Genomic DNA, 24503 nt, shown 5'->3' with positions numbered 1-24503 from the left:
GGGCACCGATCGAATCAGCGTGCCGGCGGCTCGCGCCGCCGGCACCGCGTGGCGGACGAACCGCCGTCATCACCACTGTCATTTCAGCGAGATTTCGTCGAAGTTGAACGAGCCGTCCGGCATCACGTACGCACCCTGCAGCCGCTTGCTGCGCGCATACACGATCTTCTCCTGCACGAGGAAGATCCACGGGGCATCGGTCCAGATCTGCTTCTGTGCATCGGCGTAGAGGTCGGTCTTCTTCGCGCGATCGACCGTCTCGAGCGCCTTCGTCAGATCGCCGTCGACCGTGTCGTTCTTGTAGTACGCGGTGTTGACGAGCTTCGGCGGCGCCGACGCGCCGGCGAGCAGCGGCGTGATCGCCCAGTTCGCTTCACCCGTCGACGACGACCAGCCGATGTAGTACATCCGCACCGGCGCCTTCGCCGGATCCGGCGCGCTCTCGACCTTCGCGACGCGCTCGCCGGCCTCCAGCGCCTGCACCTGCACCTTCACGCCGACCTGCGCGAGCTGCTGCTGCACGAACTGGATCGCCTTCTGCGACGTCGAGTTGTTATACGCGGACCACAGCGTCGTCTCGAAGCCGTTCGGATAGCCGGCCTCCTTCAGCAGCGCGCGCGCCTTCGCCGGGTCGTACGGCCACGGGCCCAGCTTCGTCGCATAGTCGACGCCTTGCGGCACCACGCCGGTGGACGGCGTCGCGAAGCCGGAGAAAGCAACCTTCGCGAGCGCTTCCTTGTTCACCGCGTAGTTCAGCGCCTGGCGCACCTTCGGGTTGTCGAACGGCTTCTGCAGCATGTTCAGCGACACGTAGCGCTGCACGATCGACGGCCGCTCCACGATGTCGACCTTCGGGTTGCCCTTCAGGTCGGCCGCCTGCTCGAACGGAATGCGGAACGCGAAATCGGCTTCGCCCGTCTTGATCAGCGCCGCACGCGTGTTGTTGTCGACCACCGGCTTCCAGTCGATCGCGTCGATCTTCGGATAGCCCTTCTTCCAGTAGCCGGCGAACTTCTTCACCTTCAGGTCGTCGGTCTGCTTCCATTCGACGAACTCGAACGGGCCGGTGCCGACCGGATGCAGCGCGATGTCGCGGCCCCACTTCTTCAGCGCGGCCGGCGAGATCATCACGGCCGACGGGTGCGCGAGCGTGTTGATCAGCGCCGAGAACGGCTCGCGCAGCGTGATCTTCACCGTGTACGGATCGACCACTTCGGTCTTCTCGATCACGCGGAACATGTTGTAACGCTTCAGGTGGTTCGCGGGATCGGTCACGCGGTCGAAGTTCGCCTTCACGGCCGCCGCGTTGAAATCGGTGCCGTCGTGAAACTTCACGCCCTGGCGCAGCTTGATCGTGTAGACCTTTGCATCGGGGCTCGCGTCGTAGCTCGTCGCCAGCACGTTGACGAGCTTCATGTCCTTGTCGAAGCCGAACAGCCCCTGGTAGAACGACTTGACGACGGCCTGCGACACCGTGTCGTTCGCGTCGTACGGGTCCATCGTCGTGAACGTCGAATCCACCGCCATCACCGCGGTCTGCTGCGCGAACGCGGGCACCGCAGCCGACAGCGCGAACGCGCCGGCAAGCGCGACGAAACACGCGCGCGGACGAAACATCGGGAACGGATGCTGCTTGGTCATGTTGCTGGGCTCCTATCGGTGAATCGGTGACGCCTCACGGGCGTTTCGGTTTCGACTTCCTGCACGCTCGCGCATCGCCGTGGCGACGCATTGCTTCAGTACGCGCCGCCGACGCGATGCGTCGCGACGTAATGATCGGGGCCGACAGCGACGAGCGGCGCGACGACCGGGTCGTCGCCGACCGCACGGATCGGGCTCGGGATTTCGTCCGCCGCCAGCTGGCGCGGCGCGTGCCGGCGTGCCGGATCGGCCACCGGCACCGCGCTCATCAGCTTCTTCGTGTACGGATGCTGCGGCGCCTCGAACACCGCGCGGCGCGGGCCGATCTCGACGATCTGGCCGAGATACATCACCGCGACGCGATGGCTGATGCGCTCGACCACCGCCATGTCGTGCGAGATGAACAGGTACGCGACGCCGAGCTCGCGCTGCAGGTCGAGCATCAGGTTGACGATCTGCGCCTGCACCGACACGTCGAGCGCCGACACCGATTCGTCGGCGATCACGACCTTCGGGTTCAGCGCGAGCGCGCGCGCGATCGCGATCCGCTGGCGCTGGCCGCCCGAGAATTCGTGCGGATAGCGGCGCGCGGCCTCGGGCGGCAGGCCGACCTTGTCGAGCAGCCAGTCGACGCGCGCCTGCGCTTCGCGGCCGCTCGCGACGCCGTGCACGAGCAGCGGCTCCATGATCGAGAAGCCGACGGTCAGGCGCGGGTTCAGCGACGCGAACGGATCCTGGAAGATGAACTGGATGTTCCGGCGCAGCGCCTGCAGGTCCGCGCCCTTCATCGCGCTGATGTCGCGGCCGTCGAATTCGATCGAGCCGCTCTGCGATTCGACGAGGCGCAGCAGCGAGCGGCCGGTGGTCGACTTGCCGCAGCCCGATTCGCCGACCAGCGCGAGCGTCTCGCCCGCGCGCAGTTCGAAGCTCACGCGTTCCACCGCGTGCACGTATTGCGACACGCGGCCGAACACGCCGCTCTTCACCGGGAAGCGCGTCACGAGATCGCGCACGCGCAGGATCGGCGACGCGGACGGGTCGACGGGCGGCTGCGCAACGTCGTTCGCCGCGGGTACGGGCGACGCCGCCGGGGTTGCCGCGTTTGCGCCGTCAACCTTCAGCAGCGGGAATTTCTCGGGTGCATCGGTGCCCTGCATCGAACCGAGTTTCGGCACGGCCGCGAGCAGCGCGCGCGTGTAGCGATGCTCAGGCGCCGCGAAGATGCGATCCGATTCGCCCTCCTCGACCTTCTCGCCGCGATACATCACGAGCACGCGGTCGGCCACTTCGGCCACCACGCCCATGTCGTGCGTGATGAAGATCACGCCCATGTTCATTTCGTCCTGCAGCCCGCGCACCAGCTGCAGGATCTGCGCCTGGATCGTCACGTCGAGCGCGGTGGTCGGCTCGTCGGCGATCAGCAGCGACGGCCGGCACGACAGCGCCATCGCGATCATCACGCGCTGCCGCATCCCGCCCGACAACTGGTGCGGATAGCGCGCGAACACGCGGCGCGCCTCGGGGATGCGCACGAGCTCGAGCAGCCGCAGCGTTTCCGCGCGCGCTTCCGACAGGCTTTTCGACTGGTGCAGCGCGATCGCCTCGCTGATCTGGTCGCCGACCGTGAACACCGGGTTCAGCGACGTCATCGGCTCCTGGAAGATCATTGCGATATCCGCGCCGCGAATGCCGCGCATCGTCGCGCCGCTGGCCTGCGCGAGATCGACGATCGCACCGCCGCGCCGACGGAACGCGATCCTGCCGTTCGTGATCGCGCCGCCGCCGTGCTCGACGAGCCGCATCAGCGCGAGCGACGTGACCGACTTGCCCGAGCCCGATTCGCCGACGATCGCGAGCGTCTCGCCGCGATCGACGTGAAACGACACGTTGCGTACCGCGTCGAACGTCGCGCCTTCGCGGCGGAACGTGACCGACAGGTCGTCGACGGCCACCACGCGCTGCTCGGGCAGCACCAGGCCGGACGGGTTACGGCTCGAAGTCATCGTGGGTCTCCTTCTCGTGCGGTCGGGAATCAGGCCGTGTCGTCGTCGCGATAGATGCCGACCACCGGTGCTTCACCGACGCGCGCATAGCCGCGGTACATCCCTTCGGTGTTGAACGGCATCGCGACGTTGCCGTGCGCATCGACCGCGATGATCCCGCCGCGACCCGCGAGGCGCGGCAGCTTGTTCATCACGACGTCGTGCGCGGCATCGGCGAGCGACGCGCCGCGATACGCGATCTGCGCGGCCACGTCATGCGCGGTCGCGAGCCGGATGAACATCTCGCCGGTGCCCGTCGCGGATACGGCGCAGGTCGCGTCGTCCGCATAGCAGCCCGCGCCGATGATCGGCGAATCGCCGACACGCCCCGGCTGCTTGTTCGTGATGCCGCCCGTCGACGTCGCCGCTGCAATGTGGCCATGCTGGTCGCACGCAACCGCGCCGACCGTGCCGTGCTTGCGATCCGGGTCGAGCGGTTCGGCCGGTTGCTGCTGCGCTTGCGGAGCGCCGAACGTGAACGTCGCCGCGTCGTGGTCGAGCATCACACCGGCCGCTGCGCGCGCCTTGACCCATTGCGCGTGACGCGCCTCGGTATCGAAGTAGCCCGGTTCCGCGAGTTCGAGCCCCTGCGCGGCTGCGAACGCATCGGCGCCCTCACCGGCGAACAGCACGTGCTCGCTGACTTCCATCACGCGCCGCGCGGCCAGCACGGGATTGCGCACACGCGTCGCGCAGCAGATCGCGCCGGCGCCGAGCGTCGCGCCATCCATCACCGCCGCGTCGAGTTCGTGCTTGCCTTCCGCCGTATAGACGGCGCCGCGTCCTGCGTTGAACAGCGGGCAATCCTCGAGCATCCGCACCGCGACGGTGACGGCATCGAGCGCGCTGCCGCCATCGGCCAGCACCTGCTGGGCGGCCGTCAGGATGGCGGTCAGTTCGGCACGGTACTGACGTTCGGTGTCGGAATCCATCGCCTCGCGCAGGATCGTGCCTGCGCCGCCGTGAATCGCCACGATCGCGGGTGAAGTCATGTTTTTTTCGGACGGTGAGTAGAAGGGTTGGCGGCCGGCGGCGTCGCTTGCGGCTGGATGAGCCACGGCAGCAGGAATTCGGTCATCTCGGCCGCGGATTTCGCGGACCGGTGCGTGCGCAGCGCGACCGCGTCGATCAGCGCCTCGATCATCGCGAGCACGGCCGCTTCCGACGTCGCCGCGAAGCGCCGCTCGGCCTTGACGTACAGGTTCAGCGACGCGATCGGCGCAAGCGGCGATTGCGGGCCGTCGGAGATGCCCAGCACGCGCGCACCGCGCGCCGCCGCGCGGCGGGCCAGTTCGATGGTGTCCTTCACGTAGCGCGGAAACGCGAGCGCGATCACGAGATCGCGCGAGTCGGCCGTATACAACCGCCGCGCCGCGTGCGACGGGCCGCCGAGCAGCGCGAGCGACTGCACGTTGTCGTGACAGACGGACAGCCCGTGCTCCATCAGCCCGGTGAGAAACGCGCTCGACCCCGCGCCCAGGATCAGCACGCGCCGCGCGCCGACGATCGCCTCGACCGCGGCCTCGACATCGGCTGCGTCCAGTTGCGCACGCGTGTTCTCGATGTTCGCGACGGCCTGGTCGAATACCGCGTCGATCCACGCGGCGCCGCGCACGCCCGGCTCCTGCTCCTGCGCGGAACGCAGCCGCTCGACCGGCCCGAGCGTCGCCTCGAAGCCGCGCACGAGCGCCGCGCGCATCGCCGGATAGCCGTCGAAACCGAGCGCCTTCGCGAAGCGGTTCGCGGTCGCGATCGACGCGTTCACGGCCTGCGCGAGTTCGTCGATGCGCATCGTCGCCGCGCGGAACGGATTCGCGAGCACGAACTCGCCCATGCGGCGGTGGATCGGCGTCATCAACGGCATCGCCGACGCGATCCGCTCGGCGATCGCGGGTTCGTCGGGACTGGCGTCGGGCGGAATGAGAGGCGTCATGCGAAGGGTTGTTGCAAGGATGATGAAAATGAATTTACACAACTCCCGTCTCGAAAAGAAATAAATTTTCATCAGGGTTTGTCACGCCCGGTCCCGCGCCTTTCGCTCACTCGACGCTCGCACAGCCCCGCCGCTCGGCCCTTGGCGCGTGATGACCGTGCGTTGCCCACTCCGCCGCGTGGCCGCGCTCCTCGGGAAAACCCCGATCAAGTTCGTTCGAATGCATTTTCACGTTGACCGGATTCGAATTCGAACATAGGATGCTCGAAAATGATCAGTCGTCAGATAACATCGCAACTCGACGACGACAAAATGTTCGTTCGAATACCGTATTTTCGATATAAGCGGGTGTGACCCGCTCCCATCAAGATCGGACATCGTACAAATAAAACGAATAAGCCATCCCGCGCGGATGGTCCTTACGGATCGGCGGCCGCCGTGCGCCCGCCCCTCTGACAGGAGACAGCAGTGAAGACAGTCAAGGCGTTGCGCTGGTGGATCATCGTGCTCGTATGTCTCGGCACGATCCTCAACTACCTCGCACGGAACTCCCTCGCGGTGCTCGCCCCCGAGCTGAAGCAGGTCTTTTCGATCTCGACGCAGCAGTATTCGTATATCGTCGGCGCGTTCCAGATCGGTTACACGATCATGCAGCCCGTGTGCGGCTTCGTCGTCGACCTGATCGGGCTGCGGCTCGGGTTCGCGCTGTTCGCGATGCTGTGGTCGATCGTCGGCGTCGCGCACGGCTTCGCGTCGGGCTGGCTGTCGCTCGGCATCCTGCGCGGCTTTCTCGGGCTGTTCGAAGCCGCCGCGATTCCGTCCGGGATGAAGGCGGTCGCCGAATGGTTTCCCGATCGCGAGAAATCCGTCGCGGTCGGCTATTTCAACGCGGGCACGTCGCTCGGCGCCGCGATCGCGCCGCCGCTCGTCGTGTTCCTGTCGATGCGGTTCGGCCGGCAGGCCGCGTTCATGGCCACCGGCGCGCTCGGCTTCGTGTGGGCCGCGCTCTGGTACGCGCAGTACCGGTCGCCGGCCGACCATCCGCGCATCACGCCGCAGGAGCGCGCGTTGATTCGCGACGGCCAGGCGACGATGCCGCCCGTGTCGAAGCGCCGCATTCGCGACGTCGTCACCGCGCGGCGCTTCTAGGCCATCGCGCTGCCGCGCTTCTTCGCCGAGCCCGCGTGGCAGACCTTCAGCTTCTGGATTCCGCTGTATCTCGCGACCGAGCGCCACATGAAGCTCAAGCAGATCGCGATCTTCGCGTGGATGCCGTTTCTCGCGGCCGACCTCGGCGGCATCGCGGGCGGCTACCTGTCGCCGTATCTCGCGAAACGGTTCAAGCTGCCGCTCGTGTGGTCGCGCGTTGCCGGCGTTGCGCTCGGCGCGGTGCTGATGCTCGGTCCCGCGATGATCGGGCTCGTGGCGTCGCCGTACATGGCCATCGCGCTGTTCTGCGTCGGCGGCTTCGCGCACCAGATGATCTCCGCACTCGTCAACACGCTGTCGGCCGACGTGTTCGATCCCGAGGAAGTCGGCACCGCGAGCGGCTTCGCCGGGATGGCCGCGTGGATTGGCGGGCTCGGTTTCTCGCTGCTGGTCGGCGCGCTCGCCGACAAGATCGGCTACGCGCCGCTGTTCGCGTGCCTCGGCCTGTTCGACATCATCGGCGTCACGCTGCTCGCGGTGCTGATCCGCGGGCAGTCGAAGCAGGAACGCCTGCTCGCCCAGCATGCCTGACCTTCGCCTTTACCAGGAATCGCATTCATGACTTCGCTTCTTCATCCGCCCGTGTTCCGCGTCGCCGGCCAGCACGCGAACCGTGTGCTGCTCGCGTCCGACGCAGGCGCGACCGTTGAAATCTTCGTGCTCGAGGACGACATCGTGCGGGTGCGCGTGCTGCCCGACGCGACGGCGCGCAACCCGCGCACGTGGTCGATCGCGCCGGGCCTCGACGACGTGCCGCTCGACGGGCGCGACCGCCTCGATCTCGACGGCTTCGCGCTGCCCGCCTATACGCTCGTCGAAGACGACGATGCCGCGTGCATCGAAACCGCGCAGATCCGCGTCGTGGTGCGCCGGCAAGGCGGCCACTGCACGTGGTCGATGCGCGGCGCGGACGGTACGTGGCGCGTCGCACTCGCCGACCGCGCGACGCAGGCGTACAACTTCGGCTGGTGGGACGATCGCGCGTATCACTACGTCGCCCGCGAGCGCGGCGACAAGGTGTTCGGCCTCGGCGAACGCGCAGGCGACCTCGACCGCACCGGCGCGCGCTTCGAGATGCGCAACATCGACGCGATGGGCTACAGCGCGAAGCACACCGACCCGCTGTACAAGCACATCCCGTTCTACATCACGTGGTCGCCCGCTGCCTGCCAGGGGTTCGGGCTGTTCTACGACACGCTGTCGGACTGCGCGTTCGACATGGGCCGCGAGCTCGACAACTATCACGGCCCGTACCGCTATTTCGTCGCCGAGCACGGCGATCTCGACTACTACTTCATCGCGTCGCCCGACACGCCGCTCGCGGCCGCGCGACGCTTCACGTGGCTCACCGGGCGCCCCGCGCGCACGCCGAAATGGGGGCTCGGCTATTCGGGCTCGACGATGAGCTATACCGATGCGCCGGACGCGCAGCAGCAGATGAACCAGTTCGTCGAGCAATGCGACACGCACGACATCCTGTGCGATTCGTTCCATCTGTCGTCGGGCTACACGTCGATCGGCGCGAAGCGCTACGTGTTCAACTGGAACCGCGACAAGTTTCCCGACGCGAAGGGCTTCGTGAAGCATTACCGCGACCACGGCATCCGCCTGTGCGCGAACATCAAGCCGTGCCTGCTGCGCGACCATCCCGCATTCGAAGAGGCGGCCACGCGCGGGCTGCTGATCCGCTCGGCGTCCGGCGAGCCCGCATGGGTGCAGTTCTGGGACGAGGTGGGCGCGTATCTCGACTTCACGCAGCCCGACGCGTACCGCTGGTGGCGCGAGCAGGTCACGTCGGCGCTGCTCGAATACGGGATCGAGTCGACCTGGAACGACAACAACGAGTACGAGATCTGGTCGCCCGACGCGATCGCGCACGGCTTCGGCCAGCCGTATCCCGCGCGCGAAGCGAAGGTGCTGCAGACGATGCTGATGATGCGCGCGTCGCGCGACGCGCAGCGCGCGCATGCGCCGGCGCGGCGGCCGTTCCTCGTGTCGCGCTCCGGCGGCGCCGGCATGCAGCGTTACGTGCAGACCTGGTCCGGCGACAACTATACGTCGTGGGAAACGCTGCGCTACAACCTGAAGATGGGCCTCGGGCTCGCGCTGTCGGGCGTGTCGAACATCGGCCACGACATCGGCGGCTTCTCCGGGCCCGCGCCGTCGCCCGAACTGCTGCTGCGCTGGGTGCAGTTCGGCATCTTCATGCCGCGCTTCAGCATCCATTCGTGGAACGACGACGGCACCGTCAACGAACCGTGGATGTACCCGGAGATCACCGCGCAGATTGCGTCGCTGATCAAGCAGCGCTACCGGCTGCTGCCCTACCTCTATCACCTGCTGTGGCTGTCGACGACGCGCTACGAGCCCGTGCTGCGGCCGACCTTCGCCGACTTCCCCGGCGATGCGCGCTGCTACGACGAATGTGACGACATGATGCTCGGCGACGCGCTGCTCGTCGCGCCGGTCGTCGATCCCGGCCTGACGGCGCGCACCGTGTACCTGCCGTCGGGCGCGCGCTGGATGTGCTGCGCGAGCGCGCAAGCGTTCGACGGCGGCGCGAGCGTGACGCTGCCCGCGCCGCTCGACTCGCCGGTCATGCTGCTGCGCGAGGGCCGCGTGCTGCCGCTGAACGTCGCGGAACAGCATTTCGGCGCGCGTGGCGACACGCGCGGCTTCCTCGTCGCGCCGCGCATCGAGGACGGCATCGCCTACGGCGAATGCGTCGAGGACGACGGCGAGACGGAAGCATGGCGCGACGGCGAATACGGGCTGTGGCGCATCGAAACCGGCCGCGAGGCGTCGGGCGCGCTCGGCGTATCGGTGCGCTGGGACGGCCGCCCGGCACGCCCGGCCGATCGCGTCGAGATCCTGCTGCCCGCTTCGCTGCAAGGCCCGCTCGCCGTGCACGGCGCGCGCGTCGAGCGGGATGCGCAGGACGGCGCATGGCGCCGCCTCGTCGTCGCATTCGACAACTGAACCGCATCACCCACGCAAGACGGGCCGTTCGCGCGGCCCGCCACCCGCCACAGAGAAGGCGACCGAGCCTCCCGCCCACCTTGAGAAGATGAAGAGATCTGGAGATCGTCAATGAAAGCACCCGTCAACCGCTATGCAATCCTGATTTTATCGGCCGCCTCGCTTGGCATGACCGCCGCCCACGCGCAGAGCAGCGTGACGCTGTACGGTGTCGTCGACGATTCGCTCGCGTACGTGAACAACCAGCAGGGCCACTCGAACATCTACATGCGCGACGGCAACCTGTATGCGTCGAAGTTCGGGCTGCGCGGCGACGAGGATCTCGGCGGCGGCACGCATGCGATCTTCGACCTGCAATCCGGCTTCAACCTGAACAACGGCGCGCAATCCGCCGCCGGCCTGATCTTCAATCGCCAGGCGTTCGTCGGCCTGCGCAACGATCACTACGGCACGATGACGGCCGGCCGCCAGTACACACCGTACTTCCTGTTCGTCGGCCCGTACGCATCGAGCAGCTGGCTGACCGGCGCGACGGGCGCGCATCCGGGCGACATCGACGGCCTCGACACGACGACACGCGTGAACAACTCGGTCACTTATACGTCACCGACCTTCGCCGGGCTGACCGCCAGCGCGATGTATGCCTTCGGCGGCATTGCCGGCGCGACCGGCAAGGGCAACACGTTCAGCGCCGCGCTGCGTTATGCGAACGGGCCGATCGGCGTCGCGGCCGGCTACCTGCGCATCAACAGCTCGGGCTCGTCGGCGGGCTTCCTGAATCCGGCAACCGCCGCGTCGGGCAGCTTCGCGGTATCCGTGCTGAACCAGGGCTACCTGACCGCGAAGGCCGTCGAGCAGGTCGCGGCGGCCGGCAACTACACGCTCGGCGACCTGACGATGGGTCTCAACTACTCGAACGTGAAGTACCTGCCCGGCAACGGCTCGGCGTTCACGGACACGGCCGTGTTCAACACCTACGGCGCGCTCGCCGCATACCGCTTCACGCCGGCATTCTCGGTGGCCGGCGCGTTCGCGTACACGCTCGCGTCGAAGGCGAACGGCATCAACAGTGCGGCCCGCTACCAGCAGGTTTCGTTGAAGGAGTCGTACAGCCTGTCGAAGCGCACGACGCTCTATGCGCTGCAGGCGTACACGCATTCGAGCGGGCAAACGCTCGGTGCGCAAGGCGCCGGCCACGTGATCGATGCGGCGCCGATCGTCGGCGATTCGCAGCAGCTCACGCCATCGACCACGCATGGCCAGTTCGTCGGGATGGCCGGGATCGCCGTCACGTTCTGAACCCTCGCGGCAGCGCCTTCGGCGCGCTGCCCCTGCCCCGGGCGACACGCATTTCGCGCATTCCATGCGTGCCGTCCGTGCACCTCGCACACGGCCCACGAAGCGTTTTCGGCGGCCCGTGCGCCCACCGCGCGAACCGCGCGGGTTTTCTCGACCTCGCCAATACCTTACAATCCGTCAGGTTTTCCCTTCTGCATGCCCCTTCTTGCAGTCCTGACACCGCGGTACACTCGACGCACGCCGTATCAGGGTCCGACGCGCGACACGCGCGCCGGGCGGCGTCGCGCCTCGTTGCGCCCACAACTGGATGCCAGCCATGCCAGACTCCCGTCCCTCGCCCCGCACGACATTCAAGCCGCAGGTCGTCCTGCCCGCGCTCGCGGTCATCGGCGCGTTGCTCGTCGTCTGCGCGCTGCGCCCGAGCGAAGCCGGCGCGCTGTTCTCCGCCGGCCAACAATGGGTCATCGCACGCTTCGACTGGTTCTACGTGCTCGCCGTGACCGGCTTCCTCGTGTTTCTCGTGCTGATCGCCGCCAGCGACTTCGGCAACATCCGGCTCGGCCCCGACGACGCCGAACCCGAATTCAGCTTCGTGTCGTGGACCGCGATGCTGTTCGCGGCCGGCATGGGCATCGGCCTCATGTATTTCGGCGTCGGTGAGCCGATGCAGCATTTCTTGAAGCCGCCGACCGTCGACCCGGGCACGCCCGCCGCCGCGCGCGAGGCGATGCTGATGACCTTCTTCCACTGGGGCTTCCATGCGTGGGCGATCTACGGGCTGATGGGGCTTGTGCTCGCGTACTTCGGCTTCCGCTACAACCTGCCGCTGACGCTGCGCTCGGGGTTGTATCCGGTGCTGCGCGAGCGCATCAACGGCTGGATCGGCCACACCGTCGACGCGCTCGCGCTGGTCGGCACGGTCGCCGGCATCGCGACGACGCTCGGCTACGGCGTGATGCAGATCAGCGCCGGCCTGCACACGGTCGTGGGCTGGGATACCAGCGGCAACGCGTTCCGCATCGGGCTCGTCGTGCTGGTCGTGCTGCTCGCGGGTGCTTCCGCCGCGAGTGGCCTCGACAAGGGCGTGCGGCGGCTGTCCGAGCTGAACCTGCTGCTCGCGTTCCTGCTGCTCGCATTCGTGGTCGTCGCGGGCCCGACGTCGTTCCTGCTGCGCGCGCTCGGCGACAACATCGGCCAGTACCTGTCGCATCTCGTCGACCTGTCGTTCCGCACCTATGCGTACGCGTCGCCGCGCGAGGAAGGCTGGTTCGGCGGCTGGACGATCCTCTACTGGGCGTGGTGGGTGTCGTGGTCGCCGTTCGTCGGCATGTTCATCGCGCGCATCTCGCGCGGCCGCACGATCCGCCAGTTCGTGATCGGCGTGCTGCTCGTGCCGACCGCGTTCAACCTCGTGTGGATGACGGTGTTCGGCAACAGCGCGATCTGGCTCGATACGCACGGCGCGGCCGGCGCGCTCGCGCAGACGGCCACCAATGTCGACGCGCTGCTGTTCCGCTTCTTCGACTTCGTGCCGCTGTCGCAAGGGCTGTCGATCGTCGCGATCGTGCTGATCGCGGTGTTCTTCGTCACGTCCGCCGATTCGGGCGCATTCGTGATCGACCAGATCGCGACGCGCGGCAATGCCCACTCCCCGGTGTGGCAACGGCTGTTCTGGGCCGCGCTGCTCGGCGTGACGGCCGCGGTGCTGCTCGTCGCCGGCGGGCTCGGCGCATTGCAGGCGATGACGCTGATCGCCGCGCTGCCTGTGGCGATCATCATGATCGCGCTCTGCTACGGGCTGTGGCGCGGGCTCGCGGCCGACCGCGTGCACTATTCGCAGGACGTCGCGCCCGCGACGAGCTTCTGGACCGGCCAGCACTGGCGCCATCGCCTCACGCACATCCTGCGGCAGACGACCGAAGCCGAAGCGCGCCAGTTCGTCGCCGAGACGGTCGAGCCCGCGTTGCGCAAGGTCGCCGACGAGCTGCGCGCGAGCGGTGTCGATGCGAACGTGCAGCGCGACAACGACGACGCCGTGCGGCTCACCGTGCCGACCGCCGACCACCGCGATTTCGTATACGGCGTGCGCGTGACGGTGAAATCCGCCGCCGCGTTCCTGGTGCGCGAGGCGGCCGAGCCGGAAGCGGAACGGGCCCACGTGTACGGGATCGTCACGTTCTTCGAGGACGGGCGGCTCGGCTACGACGTCGAATACCTGCGTGGCGACGAAGTGATTGCCGATGTGCTGCGCCAGTACGAACGCTACGTGTCGCTCGCGGCCGACAAGCGCACGCATCTGCTGAGCCGCGCGCCGGGGCATGCGACGGAGGCCGAATGAACGCCGCCCTTGCCACGCCGTGGCGGTTCGCCATCCACGACGGAGCGGCACGATGACCGGACTCCTGCAAAGCCGCGCCTCCGACGTCATCGCGCTCGGCACGCTCGCCGTGCTCTACCTCGGCGGCGCCGGCATCGCGCTGTGGCGAATCCGGGCCGCGGCACCCCGCGGCAAGGTCTACTGGATCGTCTGCGCGGCGCTGCTCGCCGGCGGCGTCATCGCGATGGGCATCAACCTGTCGCCGATGCCGGATACCGGGAACATGCCGCCCGGATTTGCGCTCGGCGTCGAAGCCGTGCTGCTCGGTCTCGCCCTGGTGGCCGGCGGATGCGCGTGGTTGATGTTGCGCGCGCGGCGACACTGACGCGCGTACGTCACGCGGCCCGGCTTCGTCCCGCGCGAACGGCCACGCGCGGGGCGAACCGGCCGCCCCTTCCTTGACCTGCCTCTTTACCGCGACGCGTCACGCGGACGGTGCCCGCGCCGTCACGAGCCAGCATGCCGCGTCGAAGCGCACATCGGCACCCTCCACGTAACGCGCGAACGCGGCACGCATCGTGTCGACCACGCGCCGCCGGGTCGCCTCGTCCACCTCCAGCAATGCCAGCCCGACCGGGCCCAGCCGCGAGATGTAGTCGTCCAGCGCGGAAGCAGGCAGCGCGCACGCCAGATCGACCGGCTCGATCGCGATGTCCGCCCAGCCGCTGTCCGACAGCACCGACGCAACGCGCTGCCGGTCGCCGAACGCGAATTGCCCCGGCGCGCCGGGCCGCCGGGCGGGCAGGTTCGACAACAACGGCGCGGCGGCCCGCTCGGCGATCGTCATGAACGGATTGTCGGCCGCGCTGCGCCATGCGACGAACCGCATCTGCGCATTCGGCCGTGCCGCTTGCCGCAGATTCGCGAAGGCCCGCACCGGATCGTCGAAGAACATCACACCGAGGCGCGACACGATCAGGTCGACGCTCGCGGGCTCGAACGCGTGAGTCTGCACATCCGCACGCACGAAATGGGCGTGAACGCCGCTGCGTTCGGCGCGCGCCTGCGCGGCGTCGATCATCCGGGCCGAGATATCGATGCCCGTGCATTGCGCGTCCGCGCCGAGCCGCCGCGCGATCGCGAGCGTGACCGCGCCCGTGCCGCAGCCGACGTCGAGCACGCTGCGCGCTGACGACGTGGCCGCTGCATCCACGAGCAACTGCGCCAGCGGTTCGAACATCCGGTCGATCGGCGCCTGCGTGTCGACCCACGCGCGCCCCGACGGGCCGTTCCACAGCGCGGATTGTTCGTCATTGGGCCGGCTGGTTTCCATCGTCGATTCCCCTTCTGGTTCGTTGATCGTGCATCGCACTTTGCTGCTTCAAGCCGGCTTGAAGTCAAGGCCCTCCGGCCGCGACCTGCCATCGCGATGTCGATGCCCGGCCTGTACGCAAGCGCCCTGTCTTTTCACATTTCTTACATTCGCGCTGCGTATCGTTGACGACTTTCCTACGGTGCCTCCCATGCGACGACTCCTCACGCGCGCGCTGCTCGTGCGCTGCGCTCCCCTTGCTGCCCTCGCCGCGCTGTTCGCGTGCTCGAACCACATCGATTCGCCGGCCGATCCAGCGAGTGCGTCGGTCAACGTCCAGGCCGCATGGGTCGAGATCGGCGAGTCGAACCAGGCGATCGCGCGCGTCATCACGAACTACACGCCCGCGTCGGACGGCGATCCGCTGTGCCCGCAATTGACCGTCGACGGCAAGCTGTCGCGCATGTCCCTGCGCGCGGGCGCCGCGACCCTCGCCCAGCGGCCGACCGCCAGCGATCCGGCCGATTCGAAGCCGTCGAGCTTCCCTGTGTCCGTCTGCGAGATGACGCTGCCGGCCGGCGCGCAGTCAGCAAGCGTCGCGGGCCGCACGCTGCCGCTGCCGAAGGCGCAGCCGCAACGCATCGCGATCATCGCCGACACCGGCTGCCGCATGAAGAAAGCCGACAACGCGTGGCAGGCGTGCAACGACGCATCGGTATGGCCGCTCGACACGATCGCGGCCAGCGTCGCGAAGCTGTCGCCCGATCTCGTGATGCACATCGGCGACTATCACTATCGCGAGAACGCGTGCCCGCCGGACATCGCCGGCTGCAAGGACAGCCCGTGGGGCTATGGCTGGGATACGTGGCAGGCCGACCTGTTCCGCCCGGCCGCGCCGCTGTTCGCGAAGGCGCCGTGGGTCGTCGTACGCGGCAACCACGAGGAATGCGCGCGGGCGGGCCAAGGCTGGTTCCGCTTCCTCGATCCGCGCCCGTATTCGGCCGCGCGCTCGTGCGACGATCCGGCCAACGACAACAACGCGAACTATTCGGAACCCTATGCGGTGTCGCTCGGCGGCGGCTCGCAGGTGATCGTGTTCGACACCGCGAAGGTCGGCCGCACGCCGCTCAAGACGACCGACGCGCAATTCGGCATCTACCAGAAACAGTTCCAGACGGTCGCCGCGCTCGCGTCGAAGGCCGGCATGACCACGACGATCTTCACGAACCATCATCCGATCCTCGCATTCGCGCCGATCGCCGGCAGCACGCCCGCGCCGGGCAACCTCGCGCTGCAGTCGGTGATGTCGAGCCTCAACGCACAGGCGTACTACCCGCCCGGCGTGCACGTCGCGCTGCACGGGCACGTGCACGATTTCCAGGCGATCAACTTCTCGTCCGGGCATCCGGCGACGATCGTGTCCGGCAACGGCGGCGACAATCTCGACGTCGCGCTGCCCGACCCGTTCCCGGCCGACCTGACGCCCGCCCCGGGCGCCGTGATCGAGCGGCTGTCGCACAACAACAGCTTCGGGTTCCTGATCATGGAACGCCGCGCCGCACCGGCGACCGGCTGGGTGTTCCACGCGTATTCGGCGGCCGGCAAGCTGCTCGCGTCGTGCAACCAGTCGGGCACGACGCTCGCCTGCGACAAGACGGGGTTCATTGCGCCGTGAGTGAAGGGGTTCGATGTGACGGCCGCCATGCGGGCGGCCTGCAAACGCTGCGGACGCTGGCCGCGGCGGCCGTATTCTCCGGCCTGGCGCTCGCGGCTCACGCCGCGCCGGCCGAAACGGTCCTGCTTCCCGGTGCGCCGCCGTCACGGGTCGTCGATACGATCGGCAACGGCACGCCGCAGGTGACAGGCAAGATCGATGCGGCGACCGCGCGCTTCGCGCCCGACCCGACACTCGTCGCGCTCGGCCGCCGGATCTTCTTCGATCCGCGGCTGTCCGAGCCGCGCGGCATGTCGTGCGCGGGCTGCCACGATCCGGGCCGCGCGTTCGCGCCGACGCTGTCGGCCGCCTCGCTCGCGGGGCCCGGCGTGCCGGAAGGCAGCCGGCCCGGACGTTTCAGCCAGCGCAACGCGCCTTCGCTGCTCTACGTGCGTTACGTGCCGCGCCGCCACTTTTATCAGGATGACGACGCGCCCGCGCCGTCGCCGTTCGGCGGCCTGTTCAGCGATGGCCGCGCGGATACGCTCGCCGAGCAGATCCGCGGGCCGCTGTTCGATCCGAACGAGATGAACAACCCATCGCCGGCCGCGCTGCTGCGCAAGGTCGACGCGACCGAACTCGCGCCCGAGCTCGCCGCGCGCTTCGGCGCGCCGGTGCGGCGCGATCCCGAGCAACTGGTGCGTGCGCTGGGCCTGGCCGTCGAGGCCTATCTGCAGAGCGACGAGATGGCGCCGTTCACGTCGCGCTTCGACGCGTTCCTGCGCACCCGCAAGCCGCTGGCGCCGGCCGAGATGCGCGGCCTCGCGCTGTTCCGGAATCCCGACAAGGGCAACTGCATGAGCTGCCATACGCTGTCGGAAACATCGAGCCGCCCGGAGCGTTCGCTCTTCACTGATTTCGGCTACGACGCGATCGCGGTGCCGCGTAACCGCGCGCTGCCGGCGAACCGCGATCCGCGCCATTTCGACAACGGGCTGTGCGACACCGCAAGGCGGCTGCGCTGGCCCGAGCCGACGCAATGGTGCGGCTACCTGCGCACGCCGGGGCTGCGCAACGTCGCGGTCAAGCAGACGTTCATGCACAACGGCGTGTTCACGACGCTGCGCGACGCGGTCGCGTTCTACAACACGCGCTCGACCGACCCGGGCTTCTGGTATCACGGGGCCAGAACGTTCGACGACGTGCCGGCCGCCTACCGCGGCAACATCAACGCCAACTCGACGCCAATGAACCGCCGGCCCGGCACGCCGCCTGCGCTGAGCGACGCGGAAATCGACGACATCGTCGCGTTCCTCGGCACGCTGACTGACGCGCGCTATACGAAGATTGCTGCTCCCGTGGCGCCCGCGGCCCCTGCTGGCCGGATCACGCGAACCGCCGTATCGGCTCGCTGACCTGGCCGAACGGCCAGCCTGGACGGACTCGCTTGCGGTCGCCGCAAACACTGGTTATATTTACAGTACTGTATTTATGAACAGTGAGGTGCGCGATGGAACATCTGGTCCGTATCGTCAACGAAGCCGATCGCCAAGTGCTGGCGTGGCTCCGCGCTCAGGTCGGTGATGCCCGCGTCGAGCGCGCGGCTCGCCAGCTCGGGCATACGCGCAAGCCCTTCCCGTCCGCCGTATGCCGGTATCTGGGCATGAGCGCACCGGCCACGCTGCGCCAGACCGAACGGCCGCGCGCCGCGCGCGATTTCTCGGTCGGCGATCGTTACCTGTCGTTGATCCGCCAGCACCTCGCCACGCACTCGGCCAGCCGATGAAATGGCGGCGGCTCGCCGCGTCGGTGGCCCGGAAAGCCGGTGGGTCTGCGCATTCGCTAGCCCGGCCGGCCGACACCGTGCTTACGTGGCCGCGGTGGCTTCCCGTACGAGGCGGCCGAGCGTTTCAAATGCCGCTTCGTACGCCGCATCGAACACGCGCGTGCAAGCGAGCCGGATATAGCCGTCGAAGCGGTCGCAATTCGAGAAGATCGAACCGGGCGCGATCCTGACTCCGTGCGCGAGCGCGGCGTCGAACAGCGGCTCCGAGCGCACGCCGTCCGGCAGCGCGATCCACAGCAGCATCCCGCCCGGCGGCTGGTTCATCCGCGTTCCGGCCGGGAAATGCCGCACAATCGCATCAGTCGTCACGTCGCGCTGCACGCGCAACCGCCGCACCCTGCCTGGCACGCGGCGGCCCCGACATCACCGCACGCTGCTGCGCCGCTCGACCCATTCGAATACGGCCATCCCGGCCAGCATCGCGACGACGAACACGATCCCCTTCGCCGACCCGAAGCCGATCGACACGATCGCGGGCCCCGGGCAGAACCCGGCGATCCCCCAGCCGATGCCGAACACCGCACTTCCGGCAACCAGCCGCACGGTGATCGCACGCGCGGCAGGCAACTGCATCGGCAAGCCGAGCCACGTCCGCGTCCGGCGCTTCGCCCACGCGAACGCGAACACGGCCACGCCTATCGCGCCGGCCATCACGAACGCGAGCGACGGATCCCAGCGGCCCGCCAGGTCGAGAAAACCGAGCACCTTCCGCGGATTGGCCATGCCCGACACGATGAGACCGACGCCGAACAGCAGCCCCGCCAGAAACGCGAATCCTGCCTGCATGTCAGCCTCCCAGCACGTGCCGTCGCACGAAGACGGTCACGAAGCCCGCAACCATGAAGACCACCGTCGCGACCACCGAGCGCAGCGCACCGCGCGACATCCCGCACACGCCGTGGCCGCTCGTGCAACCGCCCGCATAGCGCGTGCCGACGCCGACCAGCAGCCCGGCCGCCACCAGGTCGACCCAGCCTGCATCGACCTGCGGCGTCACACGATTCCCTGCGACGTACATCGCAAGCGGTGCGGCGATCAGCCCGGCGACGAACGCGGCGCGCCAGTCGCGCTCGCCCGCGCGTGCCGTGAGCAGACCGCCGACGATGCCGCTGATGCCGGCAATCCGGCCGTTGAACGCAACGAGCCAAGCAGCCGCGAGCCCGATCAGCACGCCGCCGGCCAGCGACAGCCACGGCGTGAAATGAAGCGCATCAAGCTGCATCGCGCCGCCCCTTCGCGGCCGGGCCGCAGAACTGTTCGTACAACACGCCCATCACCGCGATCGCGGCCGGACTGTCGAGCGAATAATGGATGTTCTTGCCCTCGCGGCGTGTGCGAACCAGCGCGTTGTCACGCAACACGCCGAGCTGCTGCGACAGGGTCGGCTGGCGGATATCCAGCGCCGTCTCGAGATCGCTGACGCAGCGCTCGCCCTGCGACAGTTCGCAGAGCAGCAGCAGCCGGTCGGGATTCGACAGCACCTTGAGCAGCGCGCAGGCCGATTCGGCGGCCGCGCGCATCGGGTCGGGTTCCGGCAACCCGGCGGAAAGATCGTCGTTCATCGGCGCAGGGGAACAATTAAAGCATCAATATTATATTGATTTATATAATGATGCTCCCCGCCGTTTGCCGGCAGACGGCCTTACACCGCCTCCTTCGCTCAAGTGGCCTGCTCGCCCGCCATCGCCTTCGCGGCAGTCACGCGCGTCGAATCGGCACGGACCACACCGAGCGCCAGCACCGCCATCCCCGCAATCAAGCACGGCGCCGCGACGACGGCAAACGCAGTCGACAACGGCACGCCCATCGCCAGCATCGCGCCACCCGCCATCGATCCGACGACCGAGCCGCCCCGGCCGATCCCGTTCGCCCAGCTCACGCCGGTGGTGCGGCACTCGGTCGGATAGAACGCAGCCGACAGCGCGTTCGCACCGACCTGAGAACCCGACACGCAGAAGCCGGCCGCGAACACGGCGAGCCCGGCACCCCACGGCGATGCGGCAAACACGCCGATCGCGGCGACGAATACGCCGGCCGCCGCATAACTGCAGGCCAGTACGCGATGCGGATCGAAGCGGTCCATCAGCCCGCCGAGGACGATCGCGCCGAGGGTGCCGCCGATCTGGAACATCGCGGTCACGCGCGCGGCCGTCTGCAGCGTCGCGCCGGTCGTGCGCAGCAGCGTCGGCAGCCAGCTCGAGGGGCCGCGACGCGTCACGCGCCGTCGCAGGATGCCGTACCGTCCAGCATCAGCGTGCCGACCCGCGTGGGCACGAGCGGCGTGCGCGGCACCGGCGGCGTCCAGCCGAACAGCGCCTGCGCGGCGGCGCCGCACACACGGCCCTGACACGCGCCCATCCCGCAACGGGATTGCAGTTTCGCGGCCGTCCAGCCCGGCGCTTGCGCGACGGCATCGAAACGCACGTCCTCGCAACGGCACAGCAACGTGTCGGCCCGCGGGAGCCGGCGGATCGGCTCGCGGATCGCGAAGCGCTCGCGTACGGCATCGGCAAACGCCTGCCAGTGCGCCCGCTGCGTAACCAGCGCAGCCAATTGCGCCGTCTGCCCGGTCGCCGCCAAACCGGCGATTTCGCCTTCGACCATCGCCAGTTCGCTGCCGCCGACGCCCGTACACTCGCCCGCCGCAAAAACACCATCGCGGCTCGTGCGCTGGTGCACATCGACCGCCACCGCGCCGTTATCGATCCGGCAGCCGAGATGACTCGGCAGCACGGTATTCGGCACAAGCCCGAAGCCGCACGCGAGCCGGTCGCAGTCGACGTCGAACTCGCGATCGCCCTGACGAATCCGCACGCGTTCGAGCCGCTTGGCGCCGAACGCCTCGACGACATGCGCATCGGGTCGATAGGCGCCGGTGACGAGCTTCGCGGCCTGCGCGAGCTTCGACGGCCAGCGCCACAGCCCCGCCCCGAACCCGGCCACGTCGCCCCACGTGGCCTGTTCGAGCACGTGCGACACGCGCGCGCCGGCCTGACGGGCCGTCGCCGCGCTCGCCAGCAGCAGTGGCCCGCTGCCCGCGATCACCGTGCGCTGCCCGCGCACGTCGAGGCCGTACTTGATCAACGCCTGCAAACCGCCCGCACCGGTGACGCCCGGCAGCGTCCAGCCCGGAAACGGCAACAGCAGCTCGCGTGCGCCGCAACAGAGAATCAGCGTACGGAAGTCGAGCAGCAGCCCGCGTTCGTCGTCTTCGAGCAGCAGCGTACCCGGCTGCGTCTCAGCGACGATGCGCGTCGCCGCGAGATGCGTGACATTCGGCTGCCGCAATACGGCGAGGCGCGCGGCGGCGGCCGGCGTCGGCGTCGGCGTCGTCGCCGCGCCTTGCCGCCAGATCTGCCCGCCTGCGCGCGGATTGTCGTCGACGATCGCAACCGTCGCACCGCTGCGCGCGGCGGCCCGCGCGGCCGACAGCCCGGCCGGCCCCGCACCGACGATCGCGACGTCGACGCTCAGTCGTTCCTGTTTCATCGCGTGCGCTCCACCTGCATCCCGTCGCGGCACAGTGTCTGGCAAGCCAGCCGGCGACGGCCATCGATCGTCATCCTGCACTCCTGGCAGATGCCCATCCCGCAAAACGGCGCACGCGCCGCCCCCGTGCACGACACGCGCGTCGTGTCGTCGCCGCTCGCCGCGACGGCGGCCGCGACGGTCGCGCCGTCGGCCACCGTCAGCGCGCGGCCGTCCAGATGAATGATCATGTCAACCTCCGCCGGGCCGCCCCAAGGAGGCTGACCACCCCCACGGGGGGCGCCGTGCATGGGACCGGAGTCAGCGCTGAAGCGCCAACACCGGTCGACAGCGAACGAAGAGAGCGTGAGGGTCGTTTCATCTCAGCCTCCGTCGAGCCGCCCGAACGGGGTTAACCGCCCCCGCGGGAAGCGTCGCGCATGGGACTGGCGCAAGCGCTGAAGCGCCAACACCGTTCGACAGCGAGCAAAGTGAGCGAGGGGGTCGTTTCATGTCAGCGCTCCGGCGACGAGGGACGCGCTCAGGAAGCGTCCCGGCAAATACGGTTCGATATCGATGGGCGGCCGTTCGCCGGCCATCAGCGCAGCGACGAGCCGCGCGCTGCCCGGTGCGGTCGTCACGCCGAGCCCTTCGTGCCCGACCGCGAGCCACACGCCCGGCCGCGCCGGATGCTCGCCGAGCAGCGGCAGCCCGTCGGGGCTCGCGGAACGGAACCCCGTCCATGCGCGGATCCCGTTCAGGTCGGCGAGGTCCGGCAGGTAACCCACCGCGCGGCGCAGCATGCGCGCGAGCACGGGCGGGTCGACTTGCGCGTCCTCGGTGTCGAACTGGCGCGACGACCCGATCAGCAACTGGCCGGTCGGCCGCGGCTGCACGTTGAACGCGACCGACGTGCCGTCGCTCGCATGCGCGCTCGCGGCGTAACCCAGCTCGACGAGCTGATGCGACACCTGGCCCGGATAGCGGTCGGTGATCAGCAGATGGCCCTTTTTCGGGCGCAGCGGCAACTCGGGCAGCAGCGTGCGCGCGGCCACGCCGTTCGCGACGACTACCCGCTCCGCGCGCAGCGTGTCGCCGCTCGCGAGCGTCACGCTCGGGCCATCGACTGCCACGGCCCGGTCGCGCCGCAACGTGATGCGCGGCGCGCGCTGCAGCAGCCAGTTCGCGGTGACGGGCGCATAGAGGATCGCGTCGCCGGGAATCTTCAGCGCACCGCCGAGGCTCGTGCGCAGCATCGGCTCCAGTCGCGCGAGCGTCGCCGCGTCGATCAGTTCGCCCGCCACGCCATGCGCGGCCAGCGTCGACTGCTTCGCGCGCGCCAGATCCATTTCGTGCGCATCGGCAGCGAGCCACAACGTGCCGCAGTTGCGGTACGCGCACCCTTCGGGCATCTCGCCGCTCAGCGCGCGCCACAGTTCGATCGAGTAATGGCTGAGCGCCAGTTCGGCCGCGTTGTCGTCCATCGCGACGAGGTGCCCCATGCCCGCGCCGGTTGCCCCGCCGCTCGCGTCGTCGACGACGAGCACGCGCAGCCCGCGCTGCGCGAGTTCGTGCGCACACGCCGCGCCGACGATGCCGGCGCCGATCACGACGACATCCGTCTTCGTGTCGCTCACGGCGCAATACCCCAGCCGAATGGATCGTCTTCCTCGATCAGCAGCGTCGCTTCCGCGCTCAGGTGCGCGCTGCCGCGAATCGTCGGCACGATGCCGCCGTCGGCCGGCTCGTAGCTCGCCTGGAACACGCTGCCGATCACGCTCGCCTGCCGCCATACGGCGCCCGGTTCGAGCTTGCCGTCGGCCGCGAGGCACGCGAGCTTCGCGCTCGTGCCGGTGCCGCACGGCGAACGGTCGTACGCGAGGCCCGGGCACAGCACGAAGCTGCGGCTGTCGTGCTCGGGATCGTCGGCGAACAGCTCGATATGGTCGATCTCGCCGCCGTTCGCGCCGGTGATGCCCGCGCGTTCGAGCCCTTCACGCACGGCCGACGCATACGCGGTGAGCGCCGCGACGTTGTCGCCGGCCACGCGCTGCCCATGGTCGCTGATCAGGAAGAACCAGTTGCCGCCCCACGCGATGTCGCCCTTCACGGGGCCGTAACCCGGCACGTCGAGCGCGACGCCCTTCGCATGGCGATACGCGGGCACGTTGCGCACGCTGACCGACAGGTCGTCGTGCAGCGTCGCCTCGACGGTGCCGACGGGCGTCTCGATCCGGTGCACGCCGGGCGCGATGCGCCCCATATGGTGCAGCGTGCGCACGACGCCGATCGTGCCGTGCCCGCACATCCCGAGATAGCCGCTATTGTTGAAGAAGATCACGCCGGCCGCCGCCTCGGGCGACACGGGTTCGCACAGCAATGCGCCGACCAGCACGTCGCTGCCGCGCGGTTCGAGAATGCAGGCGGTGCGGTAACGGTCGTGTTCGCGCGCGAGCACGTCGCGGCGCTCGGCCATGGTGCCGCTGCCGAGCGCGGGGAAACCGGACACGACGAGCCGAGTGGGTTCGCCGCCCGTGTGCGAATCGATGATCTGGATGCGCTTCATCATGAGCCGTCCGAAGTGGGGAAAGGAGCACAGCTTCCTCCGTCGCGCGTCCGCCCGCTTGTGGCTTTTCGATGAGGACGACGACGAAATCGGCATAGCGCGAAGCGCCCTTCCCGCGCGGCCCGGCCGCTGTGCCGATTTCGTCATTTTGCTCCGCGATACGACTCAAGCGTGATGGGCATTTGCGCGGCGATACTGGTTGCCACACCGACACCTGTCGGCCGACCGATACAAACA

The 24503-nt window shown here is 68.7% G+C and carries 19 protein-coding genes and 3 pseudogenes; 8 read left to right on the top strand and 14 right to left on the bottom strand.

Features of this window, described 5'->3' with window-relative positions; all coding sequences use genetic code 11:
- Positions 1-78: 78 nt before the first annotated feature.
- The 4 genes from gsiB to CFB41_RS23250 form a co-directional block, all read right to left on the bottom strand.
- Positions 79-1641, bottom strand: coding sequence for a glutathione ABC transporter substrate-binding protein GsiB (gene gsiB / locus CFB41_RS23265; protein WP_089458027.1), 1563 nt, complete (start codon positions 1639-1641; stop codon positions 79-81).
- 95 nt (positions 1642-1736) lie between these two features.
- Positions 1737-3644 (bottom strand): dipeptide ABC transporter ATP-binding protein, encoded by a 1908-nt coding sequence (locus tag CFB41_RS23260; RefSeq protein ID WP_089458026.1) that lies wholly within the window; start codon positions 3642-3644, stop codon positions 1737-1739.
- Positions 3645-3673: 29 nt separating this feature from the next.
- On the bottom strand, positions 3674-4675 hold the full coding sequence (locus tag CFB41_RS23255; RefSeq protein ID WP_089458025.1) for an isoaspartyl peptidase/L-asparaginase family protein: 1002 nt from the start codon (positions 4673-4675) through the stop codon (positions 3674-3676).
- On the bottom strand, positions 4672-5616 hold the full coding sequence (locus CFB41_RS23250) for a MurR/RpiR family transcriptional regulator (RefSeq protein ID WP_089458024.1): 945 nt from the start codon (positions 5614-5616) through the stop codon (positions 4672-4674). The genes CFB41_RS23255 and CFB41_RS23250 overlap by 4 nt, the downstream gene beginning before the upstream one ends.
- Before the next feature lie 468 nt (positions 5617-6084).
- On the opposite strand from CFB41_RS23250, the pseudogene CFB41_RS23245 reads away from it, so the two are divergent.
- From CFB41_RS23245 to CFB41_RS23225, 5 genes and pseudogenes are all read left to right on the top strand, one after another.
- A pseudogene (locus CFB41_RS23245) lies at positions 6085-7356 on the top strand (MFS transporter).
- A gap of 27 nt (positions 7357-7383) precedes the next feature.
- Positions 7384-9804 (top strand): glycoside hydrolase family 31 protein, encoded by a 2421-nt coding sequence (locus tag CFB41_RS23240; RefSeq protein WP_089458023.1) that lies wholly within the window; start codon positions 7384-7386, stop codon positions 9802-9804.
- 111 nt (positions 9805-9915) lie between these two features.
- Positions 9916-11103 carry a porin gene (locus CFB41_RS23235; protein WP_089458022.1) on the top strand — a complete coding sequence of 396 codons (1188 nt, stop codon included), beginning with the start codon at positions 9916-9918 and terminating at the stop codon, positions 11101-11103.
- Between the two features lie 316 nt (positions 11104-11419).
- Positions 11420-13441, top strand: coding sequence for a BCCT family transporter (locus tag CFB41_RS23230; RefSeq protein ID WP_089458021.1), 2022 nt, complete (start codon positions 11420-11422; stop codon positions 13439-13441).
- A gap of 52 nt (positions 13442-13493) precedes the next feature.
- Positions 13494-13805 (top strand): hypothetical protein, encoded by a 312-nt coding sequence (locus tag CFB41_RS23225; RefSeq protein ID WP_089442683.1) that lies wholly within the window; start codon positions 13494-13496, stop codon positions 13803-13805.
- A gap of 99 nt (positions 13806-13904) precedes the next feature.
- Here CFB41_RS23225 and CFB41_RS23220 read toward each other — a convergent pair whose 3' ends face one another.
- Positions 13905-14753, bottom strand: a complete 849-nt coding sequence (locus CFB41_RS23220; RefSeq protein WP_089458020.1) for a class I SAM-dependent methyltransferase — start codon at positions 14751-14753, stop codon at positions 13905-13907.
- Positions 14754-14943: 190 nt separating this feature from the next.
- On the opposite strand from CFB41_RS23220, the gene CFB41_RS23215 reads away from it, so the two are divergent.
- From CFB41_RS23215 to CFB41_RS23205, 3 genes are all read left to right on the top strand, one after another.
- On the top strand, positions 14944-16407 hold the full coding sequence (locus CFB41_RS23215) for a metallophosphoesterase (protein WP_089458019.1): 1464 nt from the start codon (positions 14944-14946) through the stop codon (positions 16405-16407).
- A 56-nt stretch (positions 16408-16463) separates the two neighbouring features.
- Positions 16464-17801, top strand: a complete 1338-nt coding sequence (locus CFB41_RS23210; protein WP_256941273.1) for a cytochrome-c peroxidase — start codon at positions 16464-16466, stop codon at positions 17799-17801.
- A gap of 95 nt (positions 17802-17896) precedes the next feature.
- Complete coding sequence (locus CFB41_RS23205) at positions 17897-18172, top strand: hypothetical protein (protein WP_089458018.1); 276 nt, start codon at positions 17897-17899, stop codon at positions 18170-18172.
- Positions 18173-18253: 81 nt separating this feature from the next.
- Here the strand turns inward: CFB41_RS23205 and CFB41_RS23200 are convergent.
- From CFB41_RS23200 to CFB41_RS23160, 9 genes and pseudogenes are all read right to left on the bottom strand, one after another.
- Positions 18254-18562 (bottom strand): annotated as a pseudogene (locus CFB41_RS23200) (PLP-dependent aminotransferase family protein); the annotation flags it as partial.
- A gap of 33 nt (positions 18563-18595) precedes the next feature.
- Positions 18596-19018: a DUF6691 family protein gene (locus CFB41_RS23195; protein WP_089458017.1), complete on the bottom strand. Its 423-nt coding sequence runs from the start codon at positions 19016-19018 to the stop codon at positions 18596-18598.
- Between the two features lies 1 nt (position 19019).
- On the bottom strand, positions 19020-19454 hold the full coding sequence (locus CFB41_RS23190) for a YeeE/YedE family protein (protein ID WP_089458016.1): 435 nt from the start codon (positions 19452-19454) through the stop codon (positions 19020-19022).
- Positions 19444-19794 (bottom strand): helix-turn-helix transcriptional regulator, encoded by a 351-nt coding sequence (locus tag CFB41_RS23185; RefSeq protein ID WP_089458015.1) that lies wholly within the window; start codon positions 19792-19794, stop codon positions 19444-19446. Before CFB41_RS23185 ends, CFB41_RS23190 begins: the two co-directional genes overlap by 11 nt.
- Before the next feature lie 98 nt (positions 19795-19892).
- A pseudogene (locus CFB41_RS23180) lies at positions 19893-20432 on the bottom strand (MFS transporter); the annotation flags it as partial.
- Between the two features lie 14 nt (positions 20433-20446).
- Positions 20447-21721, bottom strand: coding sequence for an FAD/NAD(P)-binding oxidoreductase (locus tag CFB41_RS23175; RefSeq protein WP_089458014.1), 1275 nt, complete (start codon positions 21719-21721; stop codon positions 20447-20449).
- The gene (locus CFB41_RS23170) at positions 21718-21951 is read right to left on the bottom strand and encodes a 2Fe-2S iron-sulfur cluster-binding protein (protein WP_012338331.1); all 234 of its coding nucleotides are present in this window, start codon (positions 21949-21951) and stop codon (positions 21718-21720) included. The genes CFB41_RS23175 and CFB41_RS23170 overlap by 4 nt, the downstream gene beginning before the upstream one ends.
- A 258-nt stretch (positions 21952-22209) precedes the next feature.
- Complete coding sequence (locus CFB41_RS23165; RefSeq protein WP_089458013.1) at positions 22210-23337, bottom strand: FAD-binding oxidoreductase; 1128 nt, start codon at positions 23335-23337, stop codon at positions 22210-22212.
- On the bottom strand, positions 23334-24266 hold the full coding sequence (locus CFB41_RS23160; protein WP_089458965.1) for a 4-hydroxyproline epimerase: 933 nt from the start codon (positions 24264-24266) through the stop codon (positions 23334-23336). Before CFB41_RS23160 ends, CFB41_RS23165 begins: the two co-directional genes overlap by 4 nt.
- Positions 24267-24503 lie beyond the last annotated feature (237 nt).

The organism is Burkholderia sp. AU33803 (assembly GCF_002223095.1).
Taxonomy (GTDB): domain Bacteria; phylum Pseudomonadota; class Gammaproteobacteria; order Burkholderiales; family Burkholderiaceae; genus Burkholderia.
The sequence above is the reverse complement of the archived record's forward strand: the minus strand, read 5'-3'. Positions and strand labels throughout refer to the sequence as shown.

What these genes read in the sequence shown, in the direction of transcription:
- gsiB (WP_089458027.1), bottom strand. Translation starts at nt 1,641, where the DNA reads ATGACCAAGCAGCATCCGTTCCCGATGTTTCGTCCGCGCGCGTGTTTC.
- CFB41_RS23260 (WP_089458026.1), bottom strand. Translation starts at nt 3,644, where the DNA reads ATGACTTCGAGCCGTAACCCGTCCGGCCTGGTGCTGCCCGAGCAGCGC.
- CFB41_RS23255 (WP_089458025.1), bottom strand. Translation starts at nt 4,675, where the DNA reads ATGACTTCACCCGCGATCGTGGCGATTCACGGCGGCGCAGGCACGATC.
- CFB41_RS23250 (WP_089458024.1), bottom strand. Translation starts at nt 5,616, where the DNA reads ATGACGCCTCTCATTCCGCCCGACGCCAGTCCCGACGAACCCGCGATC.
- CFB41_RS23240 (WP_089458023.1), top strand. Translation starts at nt 7,384, where the DNA reads ATGACTTCGCTTCTTCATCCGCCCGTGTTCCGCGTCGCCGGCCAGCAC.
- CFB41_RS23235 (WP_089458022.1), top strand. Translation starts at nt 9,916, where the DNA reads ATGAAAGCACCCGTCAACCGCTATGCAATCCTGATTTTATCGGCCGCC.
- CFB41_RS23230 (WP_089458021.1), top strand. Translation starts at nt 11,420, where the DNA reads ATGCCAGACTCCCGTCCCTCGCCCCGCACGACATTCAAGCCGCAGGTC.
- CFB41_RS23225 (WP_089442683.1), top strand. Translation starts at nt 13,494, where the DNA reads ATGACCGGACTCCTGCAAAGCCGCGCCTCCGACGTCATCGCGCTCGGC.
- CFB41_RS23220 (WP_089458020.1), bottom strand. Translation starts at nt 14,753, where the DNA reads ATGGAAACCAGCCGGCCCAATGACGAACAATCCGCGCTGTGGAACGGC.
- CFB41_RS23215 (WP_089458019.1), top strand. Translation starts at nt 14,944, where the DNA reads ATGCGACGACTCCTCACGCGCGCGCTGCTCGTGCGCTGCGCTCCCCTT.
- CFB41_RS23205 (WP_089458018.1), top strand. Translation starts at nt 17,897, where the DNA reads ATGGAACATCTGGTCCGTATCGTCAACGAAGCCGATCGCCAAGTGCTG.
- CFB41_RS23195 (WP_089458017.1), bottom strand. Translation starts at nt 19,018, where the DNA reads ATGCAGGCAGGATTCGCGTTTCTGGCGGGGCTGCTGTTCGGCGTCGGT.
- CFB41_RS23190 (WP_089458016.1), bottom strand. Translation starts at nt 19,454, where the DNA reads ATGCAGCTTGATGCGCTTCATTTCACGCCGTGGCTGTCGCTGGCCGGC.
- CFB41_RS23185 (WP_089458015.1), bottom strand. Translation starts at nt 19,794, where the DNA reads ATGAACGACGATCTTTCCGCCGGGTTGCCGGAACCCGACCCGATGCGC.
- CFB41_RS23175 (WP_089458014.1), bottom strand. Translation starts at nt 21,721, where the DNA reads ATGAAACAGGAACGACTGAGCGTCGACGTCGCGATCGTCGGTGCGGGG.
- CFB41_RS23170 (WP_012338331.1), bottom strand. Translation starts at nt 21,951, where the DNA reads ATGATCATTCATCTGGACGGCCGCGCGCTGACGGTGGCCGACGGCGCG.
- CFB41_RS23160 (WP_089458965.1), bottom strand. Translation starts at nt 24,266, where the DNA reads ATGAAGCGCATCCAGATCATCGATTCGCACACGGGCGGCGAACCCACT.